The following is a 22,489-nucleotide window of genomic DNA, read 5'->3' on the forward strand; positions in this document are numbered from 1 at the left end:
TCGTCACCGCCGCCCTCGTGCCGGCGACCCATACGCACGATCGGCGGGCGTGTTAATGGGTGGCCGCCACAAGGGCGCCCATGACGATAGAAGTTAGTGCGGCGGCTTTTCCTGCGGCGGTGCCGGCGCCGCGTTCGACGGGGCGTTCGCGGCGCTGGGCATGTCGCCTTCGAAGATGCGACGGAAGAAGCCGGGCGTCACCATCGACAGGGGATTGATGCTGACCTGCGGCTCGTCGGCATTGCCCTCGACGCTGTAGACCATGCCGATGATGCCCTCGCCCGGCTTGGAGACCAGCAGATCGCCGAGCAGCGGGATGACGCCGAGTGCGCTGTTGATGCCGAACAGCGGCACCAGCGTACCCTTGAGCGCGATCTCGTTCTTGGGCCGGTCGATATAGCCTTCGGCGCTGACGCCGATCGCCGGGCCGGTGGCGCGCGCGTTGAGGATGCCCCAGACGCCGTTCCTGGCGGTGAACGGAACCTTCAGGTCGTCGACCTCGATGCCGCCGCCCTGCATCAAGTTGCCGAATCCGACGAGCGAGCCGGCGCTGAACAGCCGCGCCAGGAAGGGCTGGTTGAGCAGGCGGAAATCCTTGAGGCGCACCGTGCCCTCATAGTCGTTCGCAGGGTCGGTCGCCGTCGCCGGCGACGCCGCGGCGGGACCGTGCAACGTAGCCTGAAGGTCGAGCTTGCCGCCCTTGATGCTCGCGAAGCCGAACAGGCCGTGGGCCAGCGTGCCGAAATCGTTGGTCTGCAGCGTCAGCCGGCGGTCATTGCCGGACGGCGCGATGCTGCCGTTGAGCGTTCCGGTCTTTCCGATCCGGCCCGACAGCGTCATCGCCGCGGGACGCTCCGCCGTACCGCTGACGTCGAGCGCGAAAGGCGCGATGGCGACGCCGCTGCGCAGCGCGAGGCGGTCGAGCTTCGCATTGATGTGAAAAGGCTCGTCGAAGGTGGTCTTGGCGGCCGGCGATGCCGGATCCTTGGCGGCACCGCTGCCGCGGCGCGCGATCTGCGTGCCGTCCAGGGAGCGGCCATGGACAGCGATGTCGAGCCCGGCCAGGCCGCGGGCCAGGCCGAAGGCAAAGTCGTTGGCGGCACCCGATTTTATCGACGGCGCGTTTAGCGAGACCAGCCTTCCGTTGTCGTCGAAGGCGGCGGTCATCGCGGCCTGGAGGCTGGGGCCGGCGATGGTGACGTTCGCGCTGCGCAGCATGCTGCCCGCCCCGAAGGCCAGCAGCGCGTGCGCCGAAGCCGGAAAGCCCATGGGCTTGCTGATGCCCAGGAGATCGAGCGAGAGCGTCGAAGGCGTGAGATCGAGCGCGAGATCGCCGGCGACGAGCTGCCCGCGCTTGCCGGTCAGCGTGCCGGCGACGCCCACAGGGCCTTTCAGATAGTCGACAGCGTGGAAGCCCAGCGCGTCGCGGCCGGCCTGGTCGAGCAGGCCTTTGATGCCGACCACGGTGGTGACGGCACCGGCGGACTTGAAGTCTTCCACCCAGTCGATGGCGAGGCGCGACGTCGCGAGGCCGGCGCTGCCATAGGCGTGCAGGTGCGTGTTGTCGATATCGAAGGTCACCGCGCCGTCGCTCAGCCGCGTGTTCTTGCCGAGCGAAATGCCGAAGCCGGTCGAGACGGCTTTGATCCCGATTGCGATGTCGTCGATGCTCAGGTCCTTGCGCATCGGCAGATGGACCGTGAGGTCGATCGCGGCCTTGCCCTCCGTCGCGTCGGGGTCGATGCCGAAGCGCGTGGCGTAGTTCAGCGGCTTCAGGTCGGTCAGCTTGAGGATGTCGGTCATCGAGCCGTCGATATGGGCCGAGATGTCGCCGGGCGAGCCGGGGGCGCTGAGATCGGGAATGGCGGCGCGGCCTTTGGACAGCAGAAGCGGGCCGATGCGCGCGCGCAGGATGTCCGCGCCGAAGGAGTTTCCCGTCAGCTTCGCATTGGCGTTGACGCCCGTCATATGCGTCAGGCCCTGGACGTAGTTCAGCTCGGCATTGGTGATCGGAAAGGTCATCAGCAGCGCGCCGTCGGGAAGCACCGGAAGATCGAGCGCGCCGGCCGGCAGATGGGTCTCGAACACGACGGGACCGAGCGTTCCGGCGAAGATATTGCCCGCGATCCAGTCGCGGGCGCCGCCGCCGATGTCGAGGGGCCAGTAGTGCAGCATGTCGCGAATGGCGAGCGGTTCGATGCGGCCCTTCAGGTCCATCACAGGCGATTGCTTGTCCACCAGCGTGATCCGGCCCGACGCGGCGAGCACCAGCGCGCCGCCCGTCGTGCTCAACCGATCGATCAGGACATCGTGCGTCGCCGGGACATAGCTGCCCTTGATCTGCGCCAACGGCACGAAGACGGGCTGCGCGAAGGTCCCGGGTATCTGAAGCGCGGTCTTGTCGGCGGTGAGATCGACGCCGAGGCGCGAGATCGCGCCGCTCGAATCATAGATAAGGTCCATGCCGCCCACGAGATGGGCGCGCAGCCGGTCCGAGACGAGCGAGGCGTCGGCGAGCGAGAGACGCGCCGTGGAGCGGTCGTAGCGTCCGGACAGATGGAGCGAGGTCACGCGGACCGGTCCGCGCACACCGACCATCGAGGCGGTGCCCGAACCGTCGAGCGAGAAATCGGCGTTCAGCAGATGCGAGCCCGAAACGGCGAAGTCGGACGAGAAGTCGGCCGTCATCGCGACGCTGGAAAGGAAGGCGAACATCTTGGCGTTGCGCCCCAGCGCCGCGACGTCGAGATGATGCACTTCGATTCGGCCCCTGACCGGCCCGGTGCTCGGCGGCAGGCGCAGCTCGCCCGCGATATGCGCGGCGCGGCCCGAGACCTCGATATCGGCCTCGATCGAGGCGACCAGATCGGGCCCGGAATTCGCGATGCGGACGTCGGCCTTGGGCGCCACGAGGAAAAGCCCGGTGGTCTCGTCGAGGAAGGCAACGCGCGCGTCGCGCACCGCGAAGGATTCGAGCGAGGAGGCGCTGGAGCTGTTCTTGTTGATGGCGTCGGTGATGCGGCTGATGATGTCCTTCTGGCTGTCGTCATGGTCGACGCCGAGGCGCAGCGTGCCGTCGGCGTTGCGCACCATCGTGAGCTGCACGCCGACCAGCGTAATGCGTGTGACGACGACGTCGCCCTTCAGGAAGGGCTGGGCCGCGAGATCGATGTCAGCCTGCGGCGCCTGGGCGATGATGCGGCCCTTGGAGTCGAAGACCCGTGCACCCAGGACGACGAGATTGACCCGGCCCTGGTCGCGCGACCATTCGACGGCCGCCTGGTCGTATTTGACCGTGATGCCCGGCAGCGCGTGGGCCAGGGCGTCGGAAATCTGTCCCGAGAGCGGGCCGAGCGAGATCGGGCCGACCAGAAGGCGCAGCGCCGCACCCACCGCGAAGAACAGGACGGCAACACCCAGCGCCGACACGATCAGGGCCGTGCGGCTGATATGGTGCGACTTCACGTAGCGGCCGACAAAAGAGGCGTTCCAGGCCTCCGCCAGGGTCGCCCGGACGGCAGCACCACGATCAGCGCCAACGGGGTGGTCTTGGGTCAACGGACCTTCCTCTAACCCCCGGAAAATTGCGGATAAAGCAGGCCCTCGCTTGGCCCGCGATCTCAATTCAGGTATCAGCTTATGGCCCATAGTTAAGGGCCGGGTAAACGCCTCATCTCACCGACGAGACACCATGGACCTCAAACCCGGCGACAAGGCCCCGAAGTTCCGCCTTGCGGCCGACGCCGGCGGGGAAATATCGACCGCCAGTCTGAAAGGAAAGCCCTTCGTCCTTTACTTCTATCCCAAGGACGACACGGCGGGCTGCACCAAGGAGGCGATCGGGTTTTCCGAGAGTCTCAAGACGTTCGAAAAGCTGGGCGTTTCGGTGATCGGCGTGTCGAAGGACACGGTGGCCAGCCACGACCGGTTCAAGGCCAAATACAAGCTGAAAACCGCCCTGGCGTCCGATCCGGAGACCCAGACGGCCGCCGATTACGGGGTCTGGGTGGAGAAGAGCATGTACGGCCGTAAATACATGGGCATGGAACGGGCGACCTTCCTGGTCGACGCCAAGGGCGTCATCCGCCATATCTGGCGCAAGGTGAAGGTCGCGGGCCATGTCGCGGACGTGCTGGCGGAGGCGAAAAAGCTCGCATGAAACCGCACGAGCCGCGCCGGGGGATCGGCCCAAGGTTAACCTCAAGGTCGTTTTTCTGGGGTAAGAGCTTGATTCGACGCCGACACTTAAGTGAAATGCGCCCGGTCGGGTTTGGCGCAAAAGACGCAAGCAAGGGAAATGAAGGCATGGCGGGGACGCTCGTCGAGCGCGTCTGGGCTTGGCTCCATGAGACGTTTCCGGAGCGGCAGGTCTACATCCGCAGCGATGGGCGGGTGCAATTCTTCACCTTCGGGCCGACGCTTCAGGCCACGCTTGCCGGCCTCTCCCTGATCTTCCTTGGCTGGGTCGCATTCGCCACCGTCAACGTCATCTTCAAGGACCGGATCATCGCGGCGAAGGATCGTCGCGCCCAGCAGATGCAGCTGGCCTATGAGAATCGGCTGTCCGACCTCCAGCTTTCCTACGACGAGCTGAACGGCGCCGTGGTCGGCGCGGAGGATCGCTTCACCGCGGTCGCCAGCGAGCTGCAGACCAAGCAGAACACCATCATGAAGTTCCTCGACCGCCGCCGGCAGGTCGACGCCACGATCGCCAGCCTGAACGGCAACGGCGTGCGCATCGGGGCCGCCACGGCACCCCCCGCCGACGCCGGCGACAACGGCGCACCCAGCGACAGCATCGAAGGGATGCCGCCGCCGCCCGGCGCAGCGCCGATCGACGCCAGCGGCTCGTCCGAACTTTCCGTCATGCCGCAGCCGCCGGCGCCGCAGCCGCGCACCGCCAAGCCGACCAAGGCGAGCTTCCTGGATTTCGGCGGCGCCGTGGATCACATCAAGGGCCTTCTGTTCGGTTCCAGACCGTCATCACCGACGGCGCCTTCGTCGGCGACCTTCGCCCAGCACCCGGCCTTGCGCGTGCTCGCCGAGCAGACGACCCGCGTGGCGCAGATCGGCCTGGTCGAGACTCAGTTGATGGCGCGGACGCAGAACGAGGTCGCCGAGGGCGTCGCGCGCATTCAGAACGTCATCCGCCACACCGGCATCAATCCCGACGACTACACCCGCCGCCTGGCGGCCGTCGAAGGCGTCGGCGGACCGGAAATGCCGCTCTCCGACGTGCGCGTCGACGGAATTGCCGATCAGGCCTTCACCAATGCCTATCTGCGCGCCTCCGCCGTGCTCGACCAGATGAATTCGCTGCTGGGCGCGATGCGCCACATCCCCCTGACCACGCCGGTCGCCGGCCCGCAATTCGAGCGCACCAGCGGATTCGGCGCCCGCATCGATCCGTTTACCGGGCGTTATTCCTTCCATCCCGGCGTCGATTTCGCTGGCCCGTGGGGCTCGATCATCGAATCGACGGCGCCGGGCACCGTGGTGTTCGCGGGCGACCGCGGCGGATATGGAAACATGGTTGAAATTGACCATGGTTTCGGAATCCATACACGCTACGGCCATATGTCATCGATTCTTGTGCACGTAGGGTCTAAGGTCGCCAAAGGATCGCCCATCGGCAGACTCGGATCGACGGGGCGCAGTACCGGACCGCATGTTCACTACGAGGTCTGGTACGACAACGTGATGAGAAACCCGAGCACCTTTATCGAGGCAGGTCGCCATGTTTTCGAGTAAGAAGGACAAAGACGCCGCTCCCCCGCCCGTACCGATGAACGTTCCGCCCGCCAAGCGCGCGGCCCGTTCCTCGGCGCCGTCGATCATCAGCGCCGACCTGGTCGTGAACGGCACGCTGATCTCGACCGGCGACATCCAGATCGACGGCCGCGTCGAGGGCGATGTGCGCTCCGCCGGTCTCGTGATCGGCGACAAGGCCTTCATCCATGGCGAGATCCTCGCCGAGGAATTGACCGTCCGCGGCCGCGTGCAGGGCTCCATCCGCGCGCGCAAGGTCTTGCTCTGCGCCACCAGCCATGTCGAAGGCAACATCCTGCACGAGGCCTTCGCGGTCGAGACCGGCGCCTTTTTCGAGGGCAATTGCCGTCACGCCGACAATCCGCTGGCCGACGATGCCGTCAACAAGAAACCGACCGAATTCCGTTCCACGCCGGCCGCCGCGCCCGCGAGCGCGCCGTCCGCCGTCTCCTCGATGGTTTCGCGTCCGATGACCAACGCGCCGGCCGCCGCCGGATTGGCGACCGCGAAGCCGTAGTCGCCCGACATCACGGATTGGTTTTCAACCCCGCTTCGAGCGATCGCGGCGGGGTTTTCATTTGCGGACCGTCACGCGTGGCCGGTGATCAGCCACAAGATGATGATGATCGGAATCGGAATGCCGATCAGCCACAGCAGCAAGGAGCGCATGTAAATCCCCTGATAAACTCGGCGAGGTAATCCCCAACGTCCCCATGAGTTCCGCCTGCTCATTCGTGCGGCAGCGGCGGAACGGGTTCCTCGGCCGGACGTTGACGCGCTGCCACCAGCGGGGATCAGTATGTCCACCACCACCGTCGTCGACGAAGGCCCCGACCACACCACCATCGTCAGCGAGACCGCAGAGCCGCTTCGCTTTTCCTGGAGCGCGGCTTTCGCCGGCGCGTTCGTCGCCGCGGGCGTCACCTTTCTTCTCGTGACGCTCGGCTCCGGTGTCGGGCTCTCGCTCGTGACGGTGCGCCATGCGACGGCGGGCGGCACGACCACCTTTCTGACGCTGGGCGCTGTATATTTCCTTGCTGCGCAGGCCTTCGGTTTCGCCGCGGGTGGACACATCGTCGGCCGCCTGATCGGTCCGGCCGTCGAGACAAGCCGCGAAGAGGACTTCCGCGCCGGCACGCACGGCCTCGTCGCCTGGGCTATTGCCGTGGTCGCGACGGCAGCGGTCGTCGGACTGTCAGCACTGGTCGCCGGCACGGCGACCACGACCAGCGCCGTAAACGGCGCCCTGGCGACGGCCACGGCGAACGGCACGCGCGGCGACGCGGGCCAGCCCGCGGCCACGTCCTATTGGGTCGACAGGCTGTTCCGTCCCGCGACCGCGCAATCGGCGTCCTTGGCCGGACGGCAATATGCCCAGGCGGACACCGGCACGACGACGGATATGCCTCCCGCGGGCGAGCCGGTGCCGCTTTCGCCCAGCGACACGCAAATGACGCCCGACGCGACGCCGGTCCGCAACAACGGCAATCCCGTGTTTCTCGGCGACGGACCTTCAACCGCGCCAGTGACGCCGGTGACGACGGTATCGTTGCCGGCGTCACGGCCGCTCGGCGCCGACAAGGCGGAGGCGGGTCGCATCCTCACGGTCGGCATGGCCGATGGCGAACAATTGTCCGGCGAGGACCGGATGCGCCTTGCGATGCTGGTCGCCAGCGATACCGGCCTGACGGCCGGAGCGGCGGAGCGGCGCGTAGACGACGTGACGCGACGCATCCATGACGGCGAGGTGGCCGCCGCCGAGGCGGCACGCAAGACGGCGGCGATGGCGAGCCTGTGGACGGCGTTCGCGCTTCTGTTCGGCGCGGTGGTGGCAGTGTTTGCCGCCCTGTCGGCCCGCTGGGAAGACGACCGCGAAGCCGGTCTGCTTCCGGGAACCCGGGTGAGCGAGACGCGCTTTTGATTGTCTGGCGCCTCGTCTGAAAAAAAAACTGCCTATAAAATAGGCGGCTGACGCCGGCGAGATCGTGCTTTTCGCCTACAGGATTGGGAACAGTTGGTATAGTTCACTCCCGCCGCACTCCTGGAGCGTTGAGGCGAGAGTTGGCCGAGACTGCGTTAACCTTTGGACCGTTCCGGCTATTGCCGCAGAGCCGGTTGCTGCTGCAATCCGGCAAGTCGCTCCGGATCAGCAGCCGCGCGCTCGACATCCTGATCCTCCTGACCAGACGCGCCGGCGAAGTCGTTCCCAAGGACGAGATCATCGCCCACACCTGGCCGAGCGTATTCGTCGAGGAGTCCAACCTTCGCGTGCACATGGTCACGCTGCGCAAGGTCCTGAACGAGGGCAAGGACGCCATACGCTACATCGCCAACGTGCCCGGCCGAGGCTACAGCTTCGTGGCGCCGCTGGCGCATATCGAGGTGGAAGACGAACCGGTCGAGCACGCCGAGGGTCCGCCCGCTGCGTCCGACAACATTGTCGGTCGCGCGGAATTCATCGAGTCCGTCGTGCGCCAGTTGCCGAAGCGCCGGCTGGTGACCATCGTCGGACCGGGCGGAATCGGAAAGACCACCGTTGCCCGCGCCCTGGCCGGCCGGCTCGGCGGCGCTTACGGCGACGGCGCCGGCTTCGTCGATCTCTCCTCGCTCGATAAACCGGAATTCGTCGCGAACGCCGTCGCGTCGACCCTATCCTATCCCGTTGCGGACTACTCGACCGCGAGCCTCGTGCGCGTCCTGAAGGACCGCCACCTTCTGCTGGTGCTCGACAATTGCGAGCATCTCATCGATGCGGCCGCCCAGATCGTGGTCGCCATCATGAGAGGCGCACCGCGCGTGCATATCCTGGCGACCAGCCGCGAGCCGCTTCGGGTCGACGGCGAATGGCTCCGCCGCCTGCCGGGCCTGGAGACGGCGCCGCTCTCGGAGACGATGACGGCGTCCCAGGCCCTCGCCTATCCGGCCGTTCAGCTCTTCGTCGAGCGCGCGACCCAGACGATGGATTCCTTCGAATTCACCGATGCGGACGCGCCCTCCGTCGCGACCATATGCAAACGGCTGGACGGCATACCCCTTGCCATCGAGCTTGCGGCCGCGACGATCGAATCGCTCGGCGTGCGCGGTCTCGCCGCCCAGCTCGACAATCTTTTCGACGTGCTGACGCGGGGCCATCGCGGGGCTTTTCCCCGCCACCGCACCCTGCGAGCGGCGATCGACTGGAGCTACGGGCTTCTCACACCGCGCGAGGCCACGATCCTCAACCGCCTGTCCGTCTTCCGCTGGCGTTTCACGCTCGAGGCCGCGCAGTCCGTCGTCGCCGACGACGAGATCCGGCGCGCCAATGTCGTCGCCGGCCTGGCGGAGCTGACCTCCAAATCGCTGGTTGCGGCGGATATCAGCCAGAGCGTCGTGCAATACCGTCTGCTCGAGGTCACGCGTGCCTACGCGGCGGAAAAGCTGAAGGAGACGGACAGCGCCGCCGACGTGCAAAGGCGCCATGCGCAGTCCCTGCGCAAGCTCCTGGAAGCGGCCGAACGGGCGTGGACGGGCGAGAACGGGATCGTCTGGATCGCGGAATACGGCAAATGGGCCGACGACGTGAGTGCCGCCCTCGAATGGTGCTACGCGCCGTCGGGCGATGGCAATCTGGGCGCGGACCTCACCATCGCCTCCGTGCCGCTGTGGCTTCGCCTTTCGCGGATGCGCGAATGCCGCGAGCTTCTCGAGCGGGCGCTTGCGCGCGCGACGGAGGCCGGGCCGGTCGATCCGCGCCGGGAGATGGGCCTGCGTGCCGGCCTCGGCGCCGCGCTCATGTATACTGGCAGCGACAGCGCAAGGCCTTCCTTTGTCCGGACGCTGGAATTGGCACAGTCGCTGGACGACAGGGACTATCGCCTCCTCGGCCACTGGGGAATCACGATCAACAGCTATTATGGCGACGACCAACGCGCGGCGCATGAGCACGCCGAGGCCTTTTCGGATCTCGCGCTGCAGGGCCCAAACTCCGCCGAACACAGAGCGGCGCACCGGCTGATGTCGGCGGCGCATTTCATGGCCGGAGATCTGGCGCTGGCACGCTTTCACTCCGACGAGTCATTGAAGCGGCGCCCGGTCTCCACCGAGGGCGTCGGCGCGACGCGATTCCAGCTCGACCAGACCATGTCGGCGTATTTTGCCCGCGCGCGCCTGCTCTGGGTGCAAGGCTATCCCGAGCAGGCCATCGAGGCCGCACTGCGCAGCGTGAAATCGGCGGAACGGTCCGGACACGCGCTGACGCTTTGCTTTGCCCTCGCCGACGGGCTCGCGCAATTGGCCCTGCTGACGCGAAACGCCTCGCTCTTCGAACAGACGCTCGACCGCTTCTATACCGAGCTGGCCCCTTACGTCGCCCACTATCCGCGCCATCTGCGCGAGGGCCTGGAATCGGCGCTGGCCTTCGACCGCAACGACCGGGAGAGTGCGCCGGGCTTCGTGCTGACCGCCACGCCCGACGCGATCGGCGGAACCCTGCGGCGCTTCCCGGGGGTCGTGGGGCGCGTCGCGGAAACGATGGCGCGCGCCGGCCGCATCGCCGACGGGCTCAAGATCATCGACGACGGACTCCTCAAAGGCGAGGCATCGTGGTGCATTCCGGAATTGCTTCGCGCGAAAGGCGCTCTTGTCCTGTTACGCGAGCCCGATGCGGCCTCGGTCGCGGAAGACATTTGGCGCGACTCGCTGGCGCAGGCGCGCCACAGGGGAGCCGCCTCGTGGGAGTTGCGCACCGCGACGAGCGTTGCCCAGTTCTGGAGCGCCCGCAAACGCAAGGCGGAAGCGCAGGATCTCCTTGCGCCGGTCTATGCGAAATTCACCGAAGGCTTCGATACGGGCGACCTCAGGGCCGCGAAAGCCGTGCTCGACACGCTGTAAGGGCGTCGAATTCTATTCCAGGTCCTCGATCTTCTCTTTCGGCTTGCCGCCGACGGCCTGCGCCAGGGCGGCGGCCATGAAGGGATCGATGTCGCCATCGAGGACGTCGGAGGGCGTGCGGCTCTCGACGCCGGTGCGCAGGTCCTTCACGAGCTGATAGGGCTGCAGAACGTAAGAACGGATCTGGTGGCCCCAGCCGATATCGGATTTCTCGCCGATGAAGGCGCCGGTCTCGTCCTGCTTCTTCTTCAGCTCGATCTCGTAGAGCCGGGCGCGCAGCATGTCCCAGCAATTGGCGCGGTTCTGGTGTTGCGACCGCTCGGTCTGGCAGGCCACCGCGATACCGGTCGGGATATGCGTGATGCGCACCGCGCTTTCGGTCTTGTTGACGTGCTGGCCGCCGGCGCCGCTCGCGCGGTAGACGTCGATGCGCACGTCCTTCTCCGGGATGTCGATCTCGATCGACTGGTCGATCACCGGATAGACGGTGACCGAGGAAAAGCTGGTGTGGCGGCGCGCGTTGGAATCGAAGGGCGAGATGCGCACCAGCCGGTGCACGCCGGCCTCGCTCTTCAGCCAGCCATAGGCGTTCTCGCCCTTGATCATCAGCGTCGCCGATTTGATGCCGGCGCCCTCGCCTTCGCTCTCTTCCAAATATTCGACCTTGTAGCCGTGCTTCTCCGCCCAGCGCGTGTACATGCGCTCGAGCATCGAGGCCCAGTCCTGGCTTTCCGTTCCGCCGGCGCCGGCATGGATTTCAAGATAGGTGTCGTTGCCGTCCGCCTCGCCGGAGAGCATCGATTGCAGCCGCTGCTGCTCGGCGCGGGCGGCCAGGACCTGGATGGTCTTCTCGGCATCGGCGACCATGGCGGCGTCGTTTTCGCCTTCCGCCATCTCCATGAGGCCGAGCGCGTCGGCCAGCTCGTTGTCGAGCGCCCGCACCGCGCCGATCGACGCGTCCAGCTTCTGACGCTCGCGCATCATCTTCTGGGCGGCCTGGGGATTGTTCCAGATGGCGGAATCTTCGGCCTTGGCGTTCAGTTCGTCGAGGCGACGCAGCGCGTTATCCCAGTCAAAGATGCCTCCTCAGCAGGGCGATGGCCTGCTGGATGTCTTCGACGGTGCGTTCGATCTCGGGGCGCATGGGAATCTCCGGCGCGGGATATAGGGCGCGGGCCGCATCAGTACAACCCGCCGTTCCCCGGATCGACGGTCGGGGCGCCGGTTTCGCCGGGGGTGGTCGGCGGCGGAGAGGTGCCGGCGAAGGGCGAACTGCCGATCACGGCACCGGGGGCGTCTGGCTCGCCGGGGGCGGTATTGGGCTTGAAGACCTCCGGAATGCCCGAGGGCGACGGGACGCCGCTGTGGTAATCGACCTTGACGATCTCGACGCCCGGCGCGACGCGGAACGGGATGCCCGGCGTGTTCGACAGCGCGCCCTTCATGAAATCGCGGAAAATCGGCGCCGAGACGGTGGCGCCCTGTTCGTAACCGCCCAGCGTCCTGGGATTGTCGAAGCCGGCATAGACGCCGCAGACCAGATCGGGCGAGAAGCCGACGAACCAGACGTCCTTGGATTCGTTGGACGTGCCGGTCTTGCCGCCCAGAGGCTTGCCGACCGCGAGGACCGAACGGCCGGTGCCGCGCAGCACGACGCCCTCGAGCAGCGAGACGATCTGGTAGGCGGTCTGCGGATCGAGCACCTGTTCGCGCGTGTCGGGCAGGAGCGGCTCCTGCTGGCCGCGATAGTCGGCAAGGTTGCAGCCGTCGCAGGCGCGGCCGTCATGGCGCCAGATGGTCTTGCCGTTGCGGTCCTGGATGCGGTCGATCAGCGACGGCACGATCTTCTTGCCGCCATTCACGAACACCGCATAGCCGGTGACCTGCTTCAGAAGCGTGGTCTCGCCCGAGCCGATCGAGTTGGAGAGCAACGGCGCCAGACGGTCATAGGCGCCGAAGCGGATCGGGTACTGCACCACCTTGTCCATGCCCACGGCCTGGGCGAGGCGGATGGTCATCAGGTTGCGCGACAGCTCGATGCCGCGGCGCAGCGTGGTCATGCCGAGGTAGTGCTTCTCGAAATTCTTCGGCCGCCAAATCTTGCCCGAGCCGTCGTTCATCTCGAACGGCGCGTCGAGGATCTTGCTCACCGGCGTATAGCCGTTGTCGAGCGCGGCGGCGTAGACGTATGGCTTGAAGGACGAACCGGTCTGACGCATCGCCTGGAAGGCGCGGTCGAACTGGCTCGACGCATAGGAGAAACCGCCGGAGAGCGCGAGCACGCGCCCGGTATGGGGGTCCATCGCAACGATGCCGCCATTGATCTCCGGCACCTGGCGCAGACCGAACAGGCCCGGCTTGCCCTCCAGCGGTTCGGCATAGATGACGTCGCCGATCTTGAACACGTCGGACGGCCTCGTCGGCGCGGGACCGGCATAGGGCGAATTCTTCGGCTCGCGGCGCGCCCAGGTGAGCTCGCTCCAGGGAATCGTGCCCGTGGTGCCGTCGCCCAGGCCGATCTTCGCGTCCTTGCCGTCGAAATCGAGGACGACGGCGATGCGCCAGGTCTCGATGCCCGACTGGTTGGCCACCGCCTTCAGCGTGTCCCGCCAATTGCCCGAGACCGCGATGTTGCTGGCGGTGCCGCGCCAGCCGTGGCGGCGGTCGTAGCGCACCAGGCCCGCGCGCAACGCGTTCACCGCATAGTTCTGCAGCGCCGTGTCGAGGGTCGAACGGACCTGAAGGCCGCCGTCGTAGAGCGCCTGCTCGCCGTAGCGGGCATAGAGCTCGCGGCGGACTTCCTCGACGAAATAGTCGGCGTCCTCGGTCTGCGAGCCGGCGGCGCGGGGCTGGGTGACCAGCGGCTCGGCCTTGGCGGCACCCGCCTGCTCGGCGGTGATGTAGCCGTTTTCCTCCATCTGGCCGATGACCCAGTTGCGGCGGTCGAAAGCGGCCTTGTGGTTGCGCACCGGATCGAATTCCGACGGCGCCTTGGGCAGCGAGGCGAGGAAGGCGACCTCGGCGATGTCGAGCTGGTCGAGCGACTTGTCGAAATAGTTCAGCGCCGCGGCGGCGACGCCGTAGGAGTTCGCGCCGAGATAGATCTCGTTCAGATAAAGTTCGAGGATCTTGTCCTTGGAATAGGTCGCGTCGATCCGGATGGCGAGGATCGCCTCGCGGATCTTGCGGGAGAATTTCACGTCCGAATTGAGCAGGAAATTCTTGGCGACCTGCTGGGTGATGGTCGAGGCGCCTTCGAGGCGCTTGTGCTGGAAGACGTTGAACACGTCCTTCACCGCGGCGCGCGCGATGCCGGACGGATCGATGCCCGGATGGTTGTAGAAATTCTTGTCTTCGGCCGAGGTGAACGCCTCGGTGATCAGCTTGGGCACGAAGGCGATCGGCACGAAGATGCGGCGCTCGCGGGCATATTCGCGGATCAGCGTGCCGTCGCCGGCATAGACGCGGGTGGTGACCGGCGGCTGGTAGTCGCGCAAGGTCTCCACGCTCGGCATGTCGCGGGTGACGAGATAGACGGCGACGACGGCGGCGAGCACGCCGGCCGCAGCCAGGACCCCCAAGCCCAAGCCTGTGTATGCAAGTATCCGCCGGAACATGGCGCTGTTATAGCCCTCTTTACGGCCGCTTTCTTATCGGCGGATTGTGGCGGTGGGAAGGATTAACAAAGCTTCGCCAACGGCTATTTCTCCCCCTGCTGCGCCTCGTACGCGGTAGGCGCGGACCTTCAAGGAGCGGGCGATGCGGTTATCGCGGGTGCGAAGTACCCGTCCACCGCCTGGGCGATGGCCTTGGCGACGCCGTTGCGCCAGCGCACCGTGTTCATCTGCCCGGCATCGCCTTCGTTCGATAGATAACCGAGTTCGATCAGGACGGCGGGAACATCGGGCGCCTTGAGCACCACGAAACCCGCCGAGCGGTGCGGCTGACGCGGCAATATGTCCGTCGCGGCGGCCAGCGTGGCGACGGCGCCGGTCGCGAAGCGTGACGAACGGTTCATGGTGTCGCGCTGGGCGAGGTCGATCAGGATCGGAGCCACGGTGGAGTTGCCGCCGCCGAGATCGACGCCGGCGATGACGTCGGACTGATTCTCCTTGCGCGCCAGGGCGGCCGCTTCCTTGTCGGACCCCGATTCGGAGAGGGTGTAGATCGACAGGCCGTTGACGCCGGGATCGGGGTTCGAATCGGCATGCAGCGAAATGAACAGGTCCGCGTGCCAGGACCGCGCGATGGTCACGCGCTCCTTGAGCGGGATGAAAACATCGGTGTCGCGGGTCAGGTGGACGGTGTAGTTGGCGCGGCGGACCAGCTCGCGGCCGAGCCGGAGCGCCTCATCCAGCACGAGATCTTTCTCCTGCAAGCCATTGACGCCGCTGGTGCCGGAGTCGATCCCGCCATGGCCGGCGTCGATGACGACGATGCGCTTCTCGGGCGTCGGCGCGACCGCCTGCGCCGGGATCGAGGCGAGCTGCTCGGCCGCCGCCTCGCGGGCCTTCAGGTCGGCCGGCCAGCCGGAATTGTGCACGAACTGATCGGGCGAAACGGGGAACAGATCGATCACCACGCGGTAGCCATAGCCGCCGCTGGGCGGCAGGACGAGCGGATCGCTGACCTTCACCGGCCTGTTCAGGTCGATCACGAAGCGCGAATTGCCGGAGCGGAACAGGCCGTAGCGGTAGCTGCGGACGGCGCCGTTGCCGGTGGGGCGCGGCGGCCCGTCGAGGTGCCATTGTACCGCCGGCATATCGATCACCACCCGGTCGGGATTGGAGAGGGTGAAGACCCGCATTTTGACCGGATCGGACATCTCGACGACGAAACGGGTGCGGTCCTCGTGTTCCCCGATGCGGGCGCTCATCACGATGGGTTCCGGACCGGGCTTCGCGGCCGGCGCCGGGGGCGCCCCGGGTAGGGGTGTACCGGGCTGGGCCGGCGCCGGTTTCGGGGCGGGGGCGTCCTTCAGGATATGGGCGATCAGGTCGTCGGCGTCCCGGGACGGGTCGGACGCCGCCCAGGCGGCGCCGGCGAGCACGACGGCGGCCCCAAAGCCCAAGATCATGGCCAGACGGCGATTCATCCGCAGCGCCCCGAAGGTAGTGGAAACTGGCCGTAAACCATTGACGAATCCTTAGCACTTGCGGCCTTTACAATGAATTCGAGGGTTTCTCTTGCCGTTCCGCCAAGGGACCCCTACAACATGTACATGCTGCGCCGGCCGGTCACAGGGGTGACCGGATGAGACGGTGCGGTGGTCCGGAGATCGCGCCGGCTGGCTCTTCGAGCGCCCAGCGCAGGAATCCCTCCATTGCAGCAGCATCCCGCCGCCGGCCCGGCCGGCTGAAGATCAATTTTGCAATGACCGACATCGCGCGAGCCCTTTTCCCCGATCCTGCAGCGGCGCTGCGGGCGGCGGCGGCCCGGCGCCTGTCCCCAACAACGCGGCCCCTCCCCCTTCTCGCGCCAAGGCGCGCGGGTGCGCGAGCGCGGCCGCTCGGAGACTTAAATGCCCAAACGCATGCTCATCGACGCCAGCCACCCGGAGGAGACCCGGGTCGTCGTTCTCGACGGTAACAAGGTCGAGGAATTCGATTTCGAGGCCGCAACCAAGCGGCCTCTCAAGGGAAACATCTATCTCGCCAAGGTGACGCGCGTGGAGCCTTCGCTCCAGGCGGCGTTCGTAGAATATGGCGGCAACCGCCAGGGCTTCCTCGCCTTCTCGGAAATCCATCCCGACTATTACCAGATCCCGATCGCCGACCGGCAGGCGCTGATCGCCGAGCAGGAGGCCGAAGCCCGCCGCCGCTCCGAGGACGACATCGAGTCGTTCGAAATCTCCTCCGGTCCCAAGCCGTCCGTCGAGGAGGACGAGGAGGAGGAGGAAACCGCCGAAGCCTTCCCCGCGGCGCCAGCGACCGACACGGTCGATGTCGCGCCCGACGCGCTGCCGACCGAGGACGGCCCGGAACCGGAACGTCCGATCGAGACGGCCGCCGCGGACGATCACGACGACGTCTTCGAGCATCCCGGCGTCGCCAGCGCCGAGGACATCGACGAAGACGACGATGATGAAGAGGACGAAGACGAGCCGGTCGCCGCCGCGCCGCCCGACCATGTCCATCACAATCACGAAGACGACGAGATCGATGCCGTCGCCGAGGCCGAGCAGCGCGCCGGCGTGGTCGACGAACAGACCGTCGCGGCATCGGCCGCGCATGTGCCGGCCGAAGAGGGCTTCCACATCGACACGCCGGTGCCCGAAGTCACCGAGAACGTGCCCGACATCCAGACCGCGTCGGAGCAGCCCATCGAGGCGGCGCAGCCGCTCCAGGCGCAGAAGCCGTCGCAGCGCTGGGTCCGCCGGCGCCACTACAAGATCCAGGAAGTGATCAAGCGGCGCCAGATCATCCTGGTGCAGGTCGTCAAGGAAGAGCGCGGCAACAAGGGCGCGGCGCTCACCACCTATCTGTCGCTCGCCGGCCGTTACTGCGTCTTGATGCCGAACACGCCGCGCGGCGGCGGCATCAGCCGCAAGATCACCAACCTGGCCGACCGCAAGCGGCTCAAGAGCGCCGCCCAGGCGCTGGAACTGCCCGAGGGCATGGGCCTGATCATCCGCACCGCGGGCGAGAACCGCACCAAGGTCGAAATCCGGCGCGATTACGAATATCTCCTGCGCATGTGGGACACGATCCGCGAGACGACGCTGAACTCGATCGCGCCGGCCTGCGTCTATGAGGAAGGCGACATCATCAAGCGCGCCATCCGCGACCTCTACAACAAGGACGTCATCGAGATCACGGTCGAGGGCGAGGCGGGCTACCGCAACGCCAAGGACTTCATGCGGATGCTGATGCCGACGCATGCCAAGAACGTGAAGCCCTATGCCGAGCCGGTGCCGCTGTTCCAGCGCTATCACATCGAGGCGCAGCTCGACGCCATGTTCCAGCCGACGGTGACGCTCAAATCCGGCGGCTATATCGTCATCAACCAGACCGAGGCGCTGGTCTCCATCGACGTCAATTCGGGCCGCGCGACGCGCGAGCACTCCATCGAGGAGACGGCGCGCAAGACCAATCTCGAAGCGGCCGAGGAGATCGGCCGCCAGCTTCGCCTGCGCGACCTGGCGGGCCTCATCGTCATCGACTTCATCGACATGGAGGACGGCCGCAACGACCGCGACGTCGAAAAGCGCATCCGCGACGCGGTGAAGAACGACCGCGCCCGCATCCAGATCGGCAAGATCAGCCAGTTCGGCCTTCTTGAGATGTCGCGCCAGCGCCTGCGCGCCGGCGTCATCGCGGGCTCGACCGTGCCCTGCCCCCATTGCGGCGGCCAGGGCATCGTGCGCTCGGTCGAATCGACCTCGCTACGCGTGCTGCGCGGCCTCGAGGAAGAGGCGCAGAAGCAGCGGGCCGAGGGGCTGACCGTCAAGGTCGCGGCCGACGTCGCGATGTACACGCTGAACCAGAAGCGCCGCGAGCTGTCGCGGCTGGAAAGCGAATATTCCATCGTCATCAATTTCGAGCCCAAGCCCGAGCTGATGGCGGGCGCGTTCGAGATCGACCGCGTCGGCCATCGCAATCCGGAAGACTTCGTGCGCCCCGTGCATGCCGCGCCGGCGCCGATCGCCGAGGACGACGAGGACCTCGACGTCGTCGAGGAAGAGGAACTCGAAGCGGAAGACGAGGCGATCGAAGCGGTCGAGACGCCGGCCGAGCCGGAAGAGGAACAGCGCCCGCGCGAGGAGCAGGCCGAGAACGGCGACGGCCGCCGACGCCGGCGCCGCCGAGGCGGACGCAATCGCAGCGGACGCGGCCGCGACCAGCGCGACGGCGGCGCACCGCGCGAGACGCCGGCGCCGGTTGCGCCGGACGCCGCGCCCGAAACTCTGCTGGCCGGCGACGGCGAATTCGCCGCTGGGCCGGACGACATGGTCGAGGGCGGCGAGGCGTTCGCCAGCGAACATCAACCCCAGGCGAACGGTGCCGCCGGTCAGGATGCCGAAGGCCAGCGCCGCAAACGCCGCCGCCGCCGGGGCCGGCGGGGCGGCAACCGCGAGCGCTTCGCGCCGAATGGCGAGCGTATCGAACAGCCCGCGGAAGCGGCGGGCGAACAGGCCCTCGCGCCCCCGCCTCCTTCCGCGCCGGAGCTTCCGCCCGTGTCGCAGACCCCGGCGTCGTTCGGGGTGGGCCGCTTCGGCGAACCCGACGAGATCGACACCACGCCGCGCGACGACGCTCCGCGCGTGAGCCCGAACACGGCGTCGACGCCCTCCTGGTCGCTGAGCGACCCGGCGGAGATCGACACCACGCCGAAGGACGAGACCAAGCCGGCCGAGCCGGCCGAGCCGGCCGCACCGCCCAAGAAGGGCTGGTGGCAGCGGGCGTTCAAGACATAGGCATTCGCAACGCCGTCGTTCCCCTCGCCTTGCTTCGCAATGCGAGGGGATGACGGATGCTTGTGTGACCAAGACGGATTCGCGGCGCGAGCGATTGCGCGTGTTGCGAGGAGCGGTCCGTCGAGCGATGCATTTCCTTTCGATGCGACCACGCGCCCGCGCCGGAAAACCGGTGCGCCGTTTACGTCGATGCAGTTGCGGGGATGTGATGGATTTGGTGCGTAGACCGACTCGGTTCAAGGGGCGCGCGAAAATTTTCCGGCGACGCCATTGCCCGGCGGTTATCCGACAGGAGCTTCACGCGGAGCCGCGAAGAACGCGGAGGGTTTCGGTTTGCCGCGGGGATAAGTTTTTGTGCTGCGCTGCGGCGAACGATATTTTCTTGCCGGAAAAATAATTTTCCCGACGTCGCTACGCGCCGCTTCGAACTTTTTCGACCCGCCCTCACGGGAAGGCCGATTCAGCGCATGTCTCCGCTCGCGCCCAAGCCGTTCGAGGCGGGGTCGGGAAGCGCGACGCAGGTGCCGCTCTGGCAGACGATGGCGTTGATCGTGTCGTAAGGCGCCACGCCGGTGGAGCGCAGATCGGCGCGCCGGCTGACGGATTCGCCGCGCGACAGGCGCGCCAGCGCATAGCCCAGGGCGGCGGTGCCGTTGGGCCCGCCGGCGCTCGCGCCGGCCAGCGTGAGCGCACCGCCGCTGTCGGTCGCGATCAGCGGCGTCATGAAGGCGGCCGCTACGCCGGACGCGCCGCTCGACGGCGCGCGCGCCAGCGTCACGCCGGTGCCCAGCGCGTTGCGGCCCGAACCGAACGGGCCGTTCATCGTCACGGCGCAGGCGACCGCCTGTCCGCTCGCGTCGGTCGCGGCGAAGCCGGTCGCGCCGAGATCCTGCGGCAGGTCGGTGACGCGAAAGCGCGCAAGCGCCTGCTTCACCGCGACGACGACCGCGGCCTGCAGGTCGCCGGCGCCGGTGCTCGTATCCATCGCGCGCTGCAGGGTCTCGAACAGGGCGCCGGAGAAGGCGCCGGCACCGGTGCGCTGCGACGGCAGCAGGACATATTGATTGCCGAGCTGGATCGCCTGCGGCGCGGTGCGCGTCGCGCGGTAGCGCGCGAATTCCTGCACCGCGATGGCGCCGCCCTGCTGGCCGGAATAGGCCAGGATGCGCGCCCCGAGATTGCCGGTATAGAACGCATTCGGTCCGCCGGTGCGGATGACGGCCAGCGTCGTGGCGAGATCGGGATTGGAGACGATGGTGCCGGCCGGCTTGGCCTCGCCGGACTCGTCGAGGAATTCGGCGGCGAGCGCGGCATCGAGACGGATCACATCCTTCAAGGTCGCGATGCGGGCGGACAGCGCATGGCTGATCGGAAAGCCGGCCGAGGCATAGCCTTCGCCGGGCGCGACATCGCGCTGCCAGGGCAGCGCGCCGTAGATGCCCTGCATCAACGAAAAGCCCCGGACGTTGCCCGGCACCGCATAGGCGCCGCCGCCGCTGGAATCGCGCGCGAGGAAATCGAACTCCTCCGTGCGGCTGGTCACCGGATCGCGCACGATGCAGATGCCGCCGCCGCCCAGGCCCGCGGCGACGGGATAGGTCACCGCGAGCGCGAAATACATCGCGGTCGCGGCGTCGGCGGCCGAACCGCCCTGCTGGAGGATCGAGGCGCCGACCCTGACCGCATAGGGCTCGTCGCCGACCGCCAGCGCCCTGGCGCCGGCGCCGCTGCCGCCCAGGCCGATGAGGCTTGCGATGCCGCCGGAGCTGCTGCTCGGAGTGCTGGGCGTGCTGGTGGGAACGGCGCCGCCCGAGTCATCGCTGCCGCCCAGCGAGCCGAGACCGACGGAACAGCCGGACAGAAGCAGCAGGCTTGAAGCGCAAGCCAAAATCCGCGAACGAAGCCTCAATGTTACAAATCCTTGATGGTTAAGGACGCAGATATGGCGTCCGTTGACGCGGGTTCCTGGCCCACCTACGGTCCCGACCGGACGGGGGGCGCTTCGAACCGTTAGGAGAGTTCAAGCCTTGGCGTTTTGCAACCCTTCGACCCGTCTGACGCGCGTGAAAGCGGTCTTGTCGCGCCGCGCGAGAGCCTTGGCGTTCCTGGTCGGGTTTTTGGGAAGCCTCGGCGTGCTGGCAGGCCCCGCCGCGGCCCAGGGCATCCTCCTGCTGCGCGACACCGAGACCGAGCGCGCGCTGCGCTCCTACGAGGATCCGCTGCTGAAGGCCGGCGGCCTCGATCCGGCAGGCGTGCGTATCTACCTCGTCAACGATCCCACGGTGAATTCCTTCGTCGCCGAGGGCCAGAACATGTTCATTCAATCGGGAATGATCATGTTCGCCCACAATTCGCTCGAGCTCAAAGGCGTGATGGCGCACGAGACCGGGCACATCGTGGCCGGCCATCTGTCGCGCAGCTCCGCGGCGATCCAGAAGGCGACGATCCCGATGCTGCTCTCCATGGTCGTGGGCATCGCGGCGATCGCGGCCGGCGCCGGCCAGGCGGGCATGCTGATCCTGATGGGCGGCCAGGGCATCGCGCAGGACCAGTTCAACGCCTTCAGCCGCGTGCAGGAATCCACCGCCGACCAGATCGGCCTCAAGCTGCTCAACAAGACGCACCAGTCGCCGCGCGGCCTGCTGGCGACCTTCACCCGTCTCGCCGACGAAGAGGCCCGCGCCTATGACCGCATGGACCCTTACGCTTCGGATCATCCGATGGGGCGCGACCGCGTCGCCAATCTCGAGGCCGAGGTCGAGGCCTCGCCCTACAAGGACGTGCCGGAGGATCCGGCGGTCGAGCACGAATACGAGATGATCCAGGCCAAGCTCGCGGGCTATATCGAGCCGCTGCAGGTGGTGTTCAACCGCTATCCGCTGACCGACAAGAGCGAGACGGCGCGCTATGCCCGCGCCATGGCCTATTCGCGCAAGCCCGATCTGCCCAAGGCGCTGGAGGAGATCAACAGCCTGATCAAGGACGAGCCGAGCAATCCCTATTTCTACGAGGTGCTCGGCCAGATCTATGTGAGCATGGCCAAGCCCGAGCTCGGCGTCGTGGCCTATCAGAAGTCGGTCGACCTGATGCCGAGCGCGCCGCAGCTCCGCGTCGCGCTGGCCGCGGCGCAGCTCGCGACCGAACGGCCGGCGCTCGCCAAGCCGGCGCTCGAGAACCTCAAGGTCGCGCTGCAGCAGGAAGACGACGATCCCTTCGCCTGGTACGAGGCGGCGCAGGCCTACAGCCAGATGGGCAATGAGCCGATGGCCGATTTGGCGACGGCGGAGCGCTACTACTCGATCGGCGCCTATGCCCCGGCGGCGATGTTCGCCAACAAGGCGCGCCACGGCCTGGACCAGGGCTCGCCCGATTGGCAGCGCGCCAACGACATCGTCGCAATCTCCATGCCCGCTGCGCGCGCGCAGCAGCGCTAGG

The 22,489-nt window shown here is 67.1% G+C and carries 12 protein-coding genes; 7 read left to right on the plus strand and 5 right to left on the minus strand.

Annotated elements, in window-relative coordinates; translation table 11 throughout:
• Positions 1-93 precede the first annotated feature (93 nt).
• Positions 94-3,558 carry an AsmA-like C-terminal domain-containing protein gene (locus tag WDN01_08600; protein MEJ0026071.1) on the minus strand — a complete coding sequence of 1,155 codons (3,465 nt, stop codon included), beginning with the start codon at positions 3,556-3,558 and terminating at the stop codon, positions 94-96.
• 133 nt (positions 3,559-3,691) lie between these two features.
• Here WDN01_08600 and WDN01_08605 point away from each other — a divergent pair, with 133 nt between their 5' ends.
• The 5 genes from WDN01_08605 (at position 3,692) to WDN01_08625 (ending at position 10,638) form a co-directional block, all read left to right on the plus strand.
• The gene (locus WDN01_08605; GenBank protein MEJ0026072.1) at positions 3,692-4,159 is read left to right on the plus strand and encodes a peroxiredoxin; all 468 of its coding nucleotides are present in this window, start codon (positions 3,692-3,694) and stop codon (positions 4,157-4,159) included.
• Complete coding sequence (locus tag WDN01_08610) at positions 4,156-5,751, plus strand: peptidoglycan DD-metalloendopeptidase family protein (protein MEJ0026073.1); 1,596 nt, start codon at positions 4,156-4,158, stop codon at positions 5,749-5,751. Before WDN01_08605 ends, WDN01_08610 begins: the two co-directional genes overlap by 4 nt.
• 34 nt (positions 5,752-5,785) lie before the next feature.
• Positions 5,786-6,286, plus strand: a complete 501-nt coding sequence (locus WDN01_08615) for a polymer-forming cytoskeletal protein (GenBank protein ID MEJ0026074.1) — start codon at positions 5,786-5,788, stop codon at positions 6,284-6,286.
• 282 nt (positions 6,287-6,568) lie between these two features.
• Positions 6,569-7,690 (plus strand): hypothetical protein, encoded by a 1,122-nt coding sequence (locus WDN01_08620; GenBank protein MEJ0026075.1) that lies wholly within the window; start codon positions 6,569-6,571, stop codon positions 7,688-7,690.
• Positions 7,691-7,884: 194 nt separating this feature from the next.
• Positions 7,885-10,638, plus strand: a complete 2,754-nt coding sequence (locus WDN01_08625; protein ID MEJ0026076.1) for a winged helix-turn-helix domain-containing protein — start codon at positions 7,885-7,887, stop codon at positions 10,636-10,638.
• Positions 10,639-10,650: 12 nt separating this feature from the next.
• On the opposite strand, the gene prfB is transcribed toward WDN01_08625, so the two are convergent.
• The 3 genes from prfB to WDN01_08640 form a co-directional block, all read right to left on the minus strand.
• Positions 10,651-11,782 (minus strand): peptide chain release factor 2 gene (gene prfB, locus WDN01_08630; GenBank protein MEJ0026077.1). Its coding sequence is split into 2 segments (ribosomal slippage): positions 10,651-11,712 and positions 11,714-11,782, totalling 1,131 coding nucleotides; the frame shifts between segments, so codons are not numbered across the junction.
• 37 nt (positions 11,783-11,819) lie between these two features.
• Positions 11,820-14,225: a penicillin-binding protein 1A gene (locus WDN01_08635; protein ID MEJ0026078.1), complete on the minus strand. Its 2,406-nt coding sequence runs from the start codon at positions 14,223-14,225 to the stop codon at positions 11,820-11,822.
• 158 nt (positions 14,226-14,383) lie between these two features.
• Positions 14,384-15,733: an N-acetylmuramoyl-L-alanine amidase gene (locus WDN01_08640; protein MEJ0026079.1), complete on the minus strand. Its 1,350-nt coding sequence runs from the start codon at positions 15,731-15,733 to the stop codon at positions 14,384-14,386.
• A 426-nt stretch (positions 15,734-16,159) separates the two neighbouring features.
• Here WDN01_08640 and WDN01_08645 point away from each other — a divergent pair, with 426 nt between their 5' ends.
• Positions 16,160-19,054, plus strand: a complete 2,895-nt coding sequence (locus tag WDN01_08645; GenBank protein MEJ0026080.1) for an Rne/Rng family ribonuclease — start codon at positions 16,160-16,162, stop codon at positions 19,052-19,054.
• A 460-nt stretch (positions 19,055-19,514) separates the two neighbouring features.
• Here WDN01_08645 and WDN01_08650 read toward each other — a convergent pair whose 3' ends face one another.
• Positions 19,515-20,963, minus strand: a complete 1,449-nt coding sequence (locus tag WDN01_08650) for a gamma-glutamyltransferase (protein ID MEJ0026081.1) — start codon at positions 20,961-20,963, stop codon at positions 19,515-19,517.
• 187 nt (positions 20,964-21,150) lie between these two features.
• Between WDN01_08650 and WDN01_08655 the strand changes: the two genes are divergently transcribed.
• The gene (locus tag WDN01_08655) at positions 21,151-22,488 is read left to right on the plus strand and encodes a M48 family metalloprotease (GenBank protein MEJ0026082.1); all 1,338 of its coding nucleotides are present in this window, start codon (positions 21,151-21,153) and stop codon (positions 22,486-22,488) included.
• Position 22,489 lies beyond the last annotated feature (1 nt).

Origin of the sequence: Rhizomicrobium sp. (genome assembly GCA_037200985.1) — a bacterium.
In the GTDB taxonomy this organism is placed as follows: domain Bacteria; phylum Pseudomonadota; class Alphaproteobacteria; order Micropepsales; family Micropepsaceae; genus Rhizomicrobium.

Coding starts and splice junctions, on each gene's coding strand:
- WDN01_08640 (MEJ0026079.1), bottom strand. CDS start 15,733: ATGAATCGCCGTCTGGCCATGATCTTGGGCTTTGGGGCCGCCGTCGTG.
- WDN01_08620 (MEJ0026075.1), top strand. CDS start 6,569: ATGTCCACCACCACCGTCGTCGACGAAGGCCCCGACCACACCACCATC.
- WDN01_08615 (MEJ0026074.1), top strand. CDS start 5,786: ATGAACGTTCCGCCCGCCAAGCGCGCGGCCCGTTCCTCGGCGCCGTCG.
- WDN01_08645 (MEJ0026080.1), top strand. CDS start 16,160: ATGCCCAAACGCATGCTCATCGACGCCAGCCACCCGGAGGAGACCCGG.
- WDN01_08610 (MEJ0026073.1), top strand. CDS start 4,156: ATGAAACCGCACGAGCCGCGCCGGGGGATCGGCCCAAGGTTAACCTCA.
- WDN01_08605 (MEJ0026072.1), top strand. CDS start 3,692: ATGGACCTCAAACCCGGCGACAAGGCCCCGAAGTTCCGCCTTGCGGCC.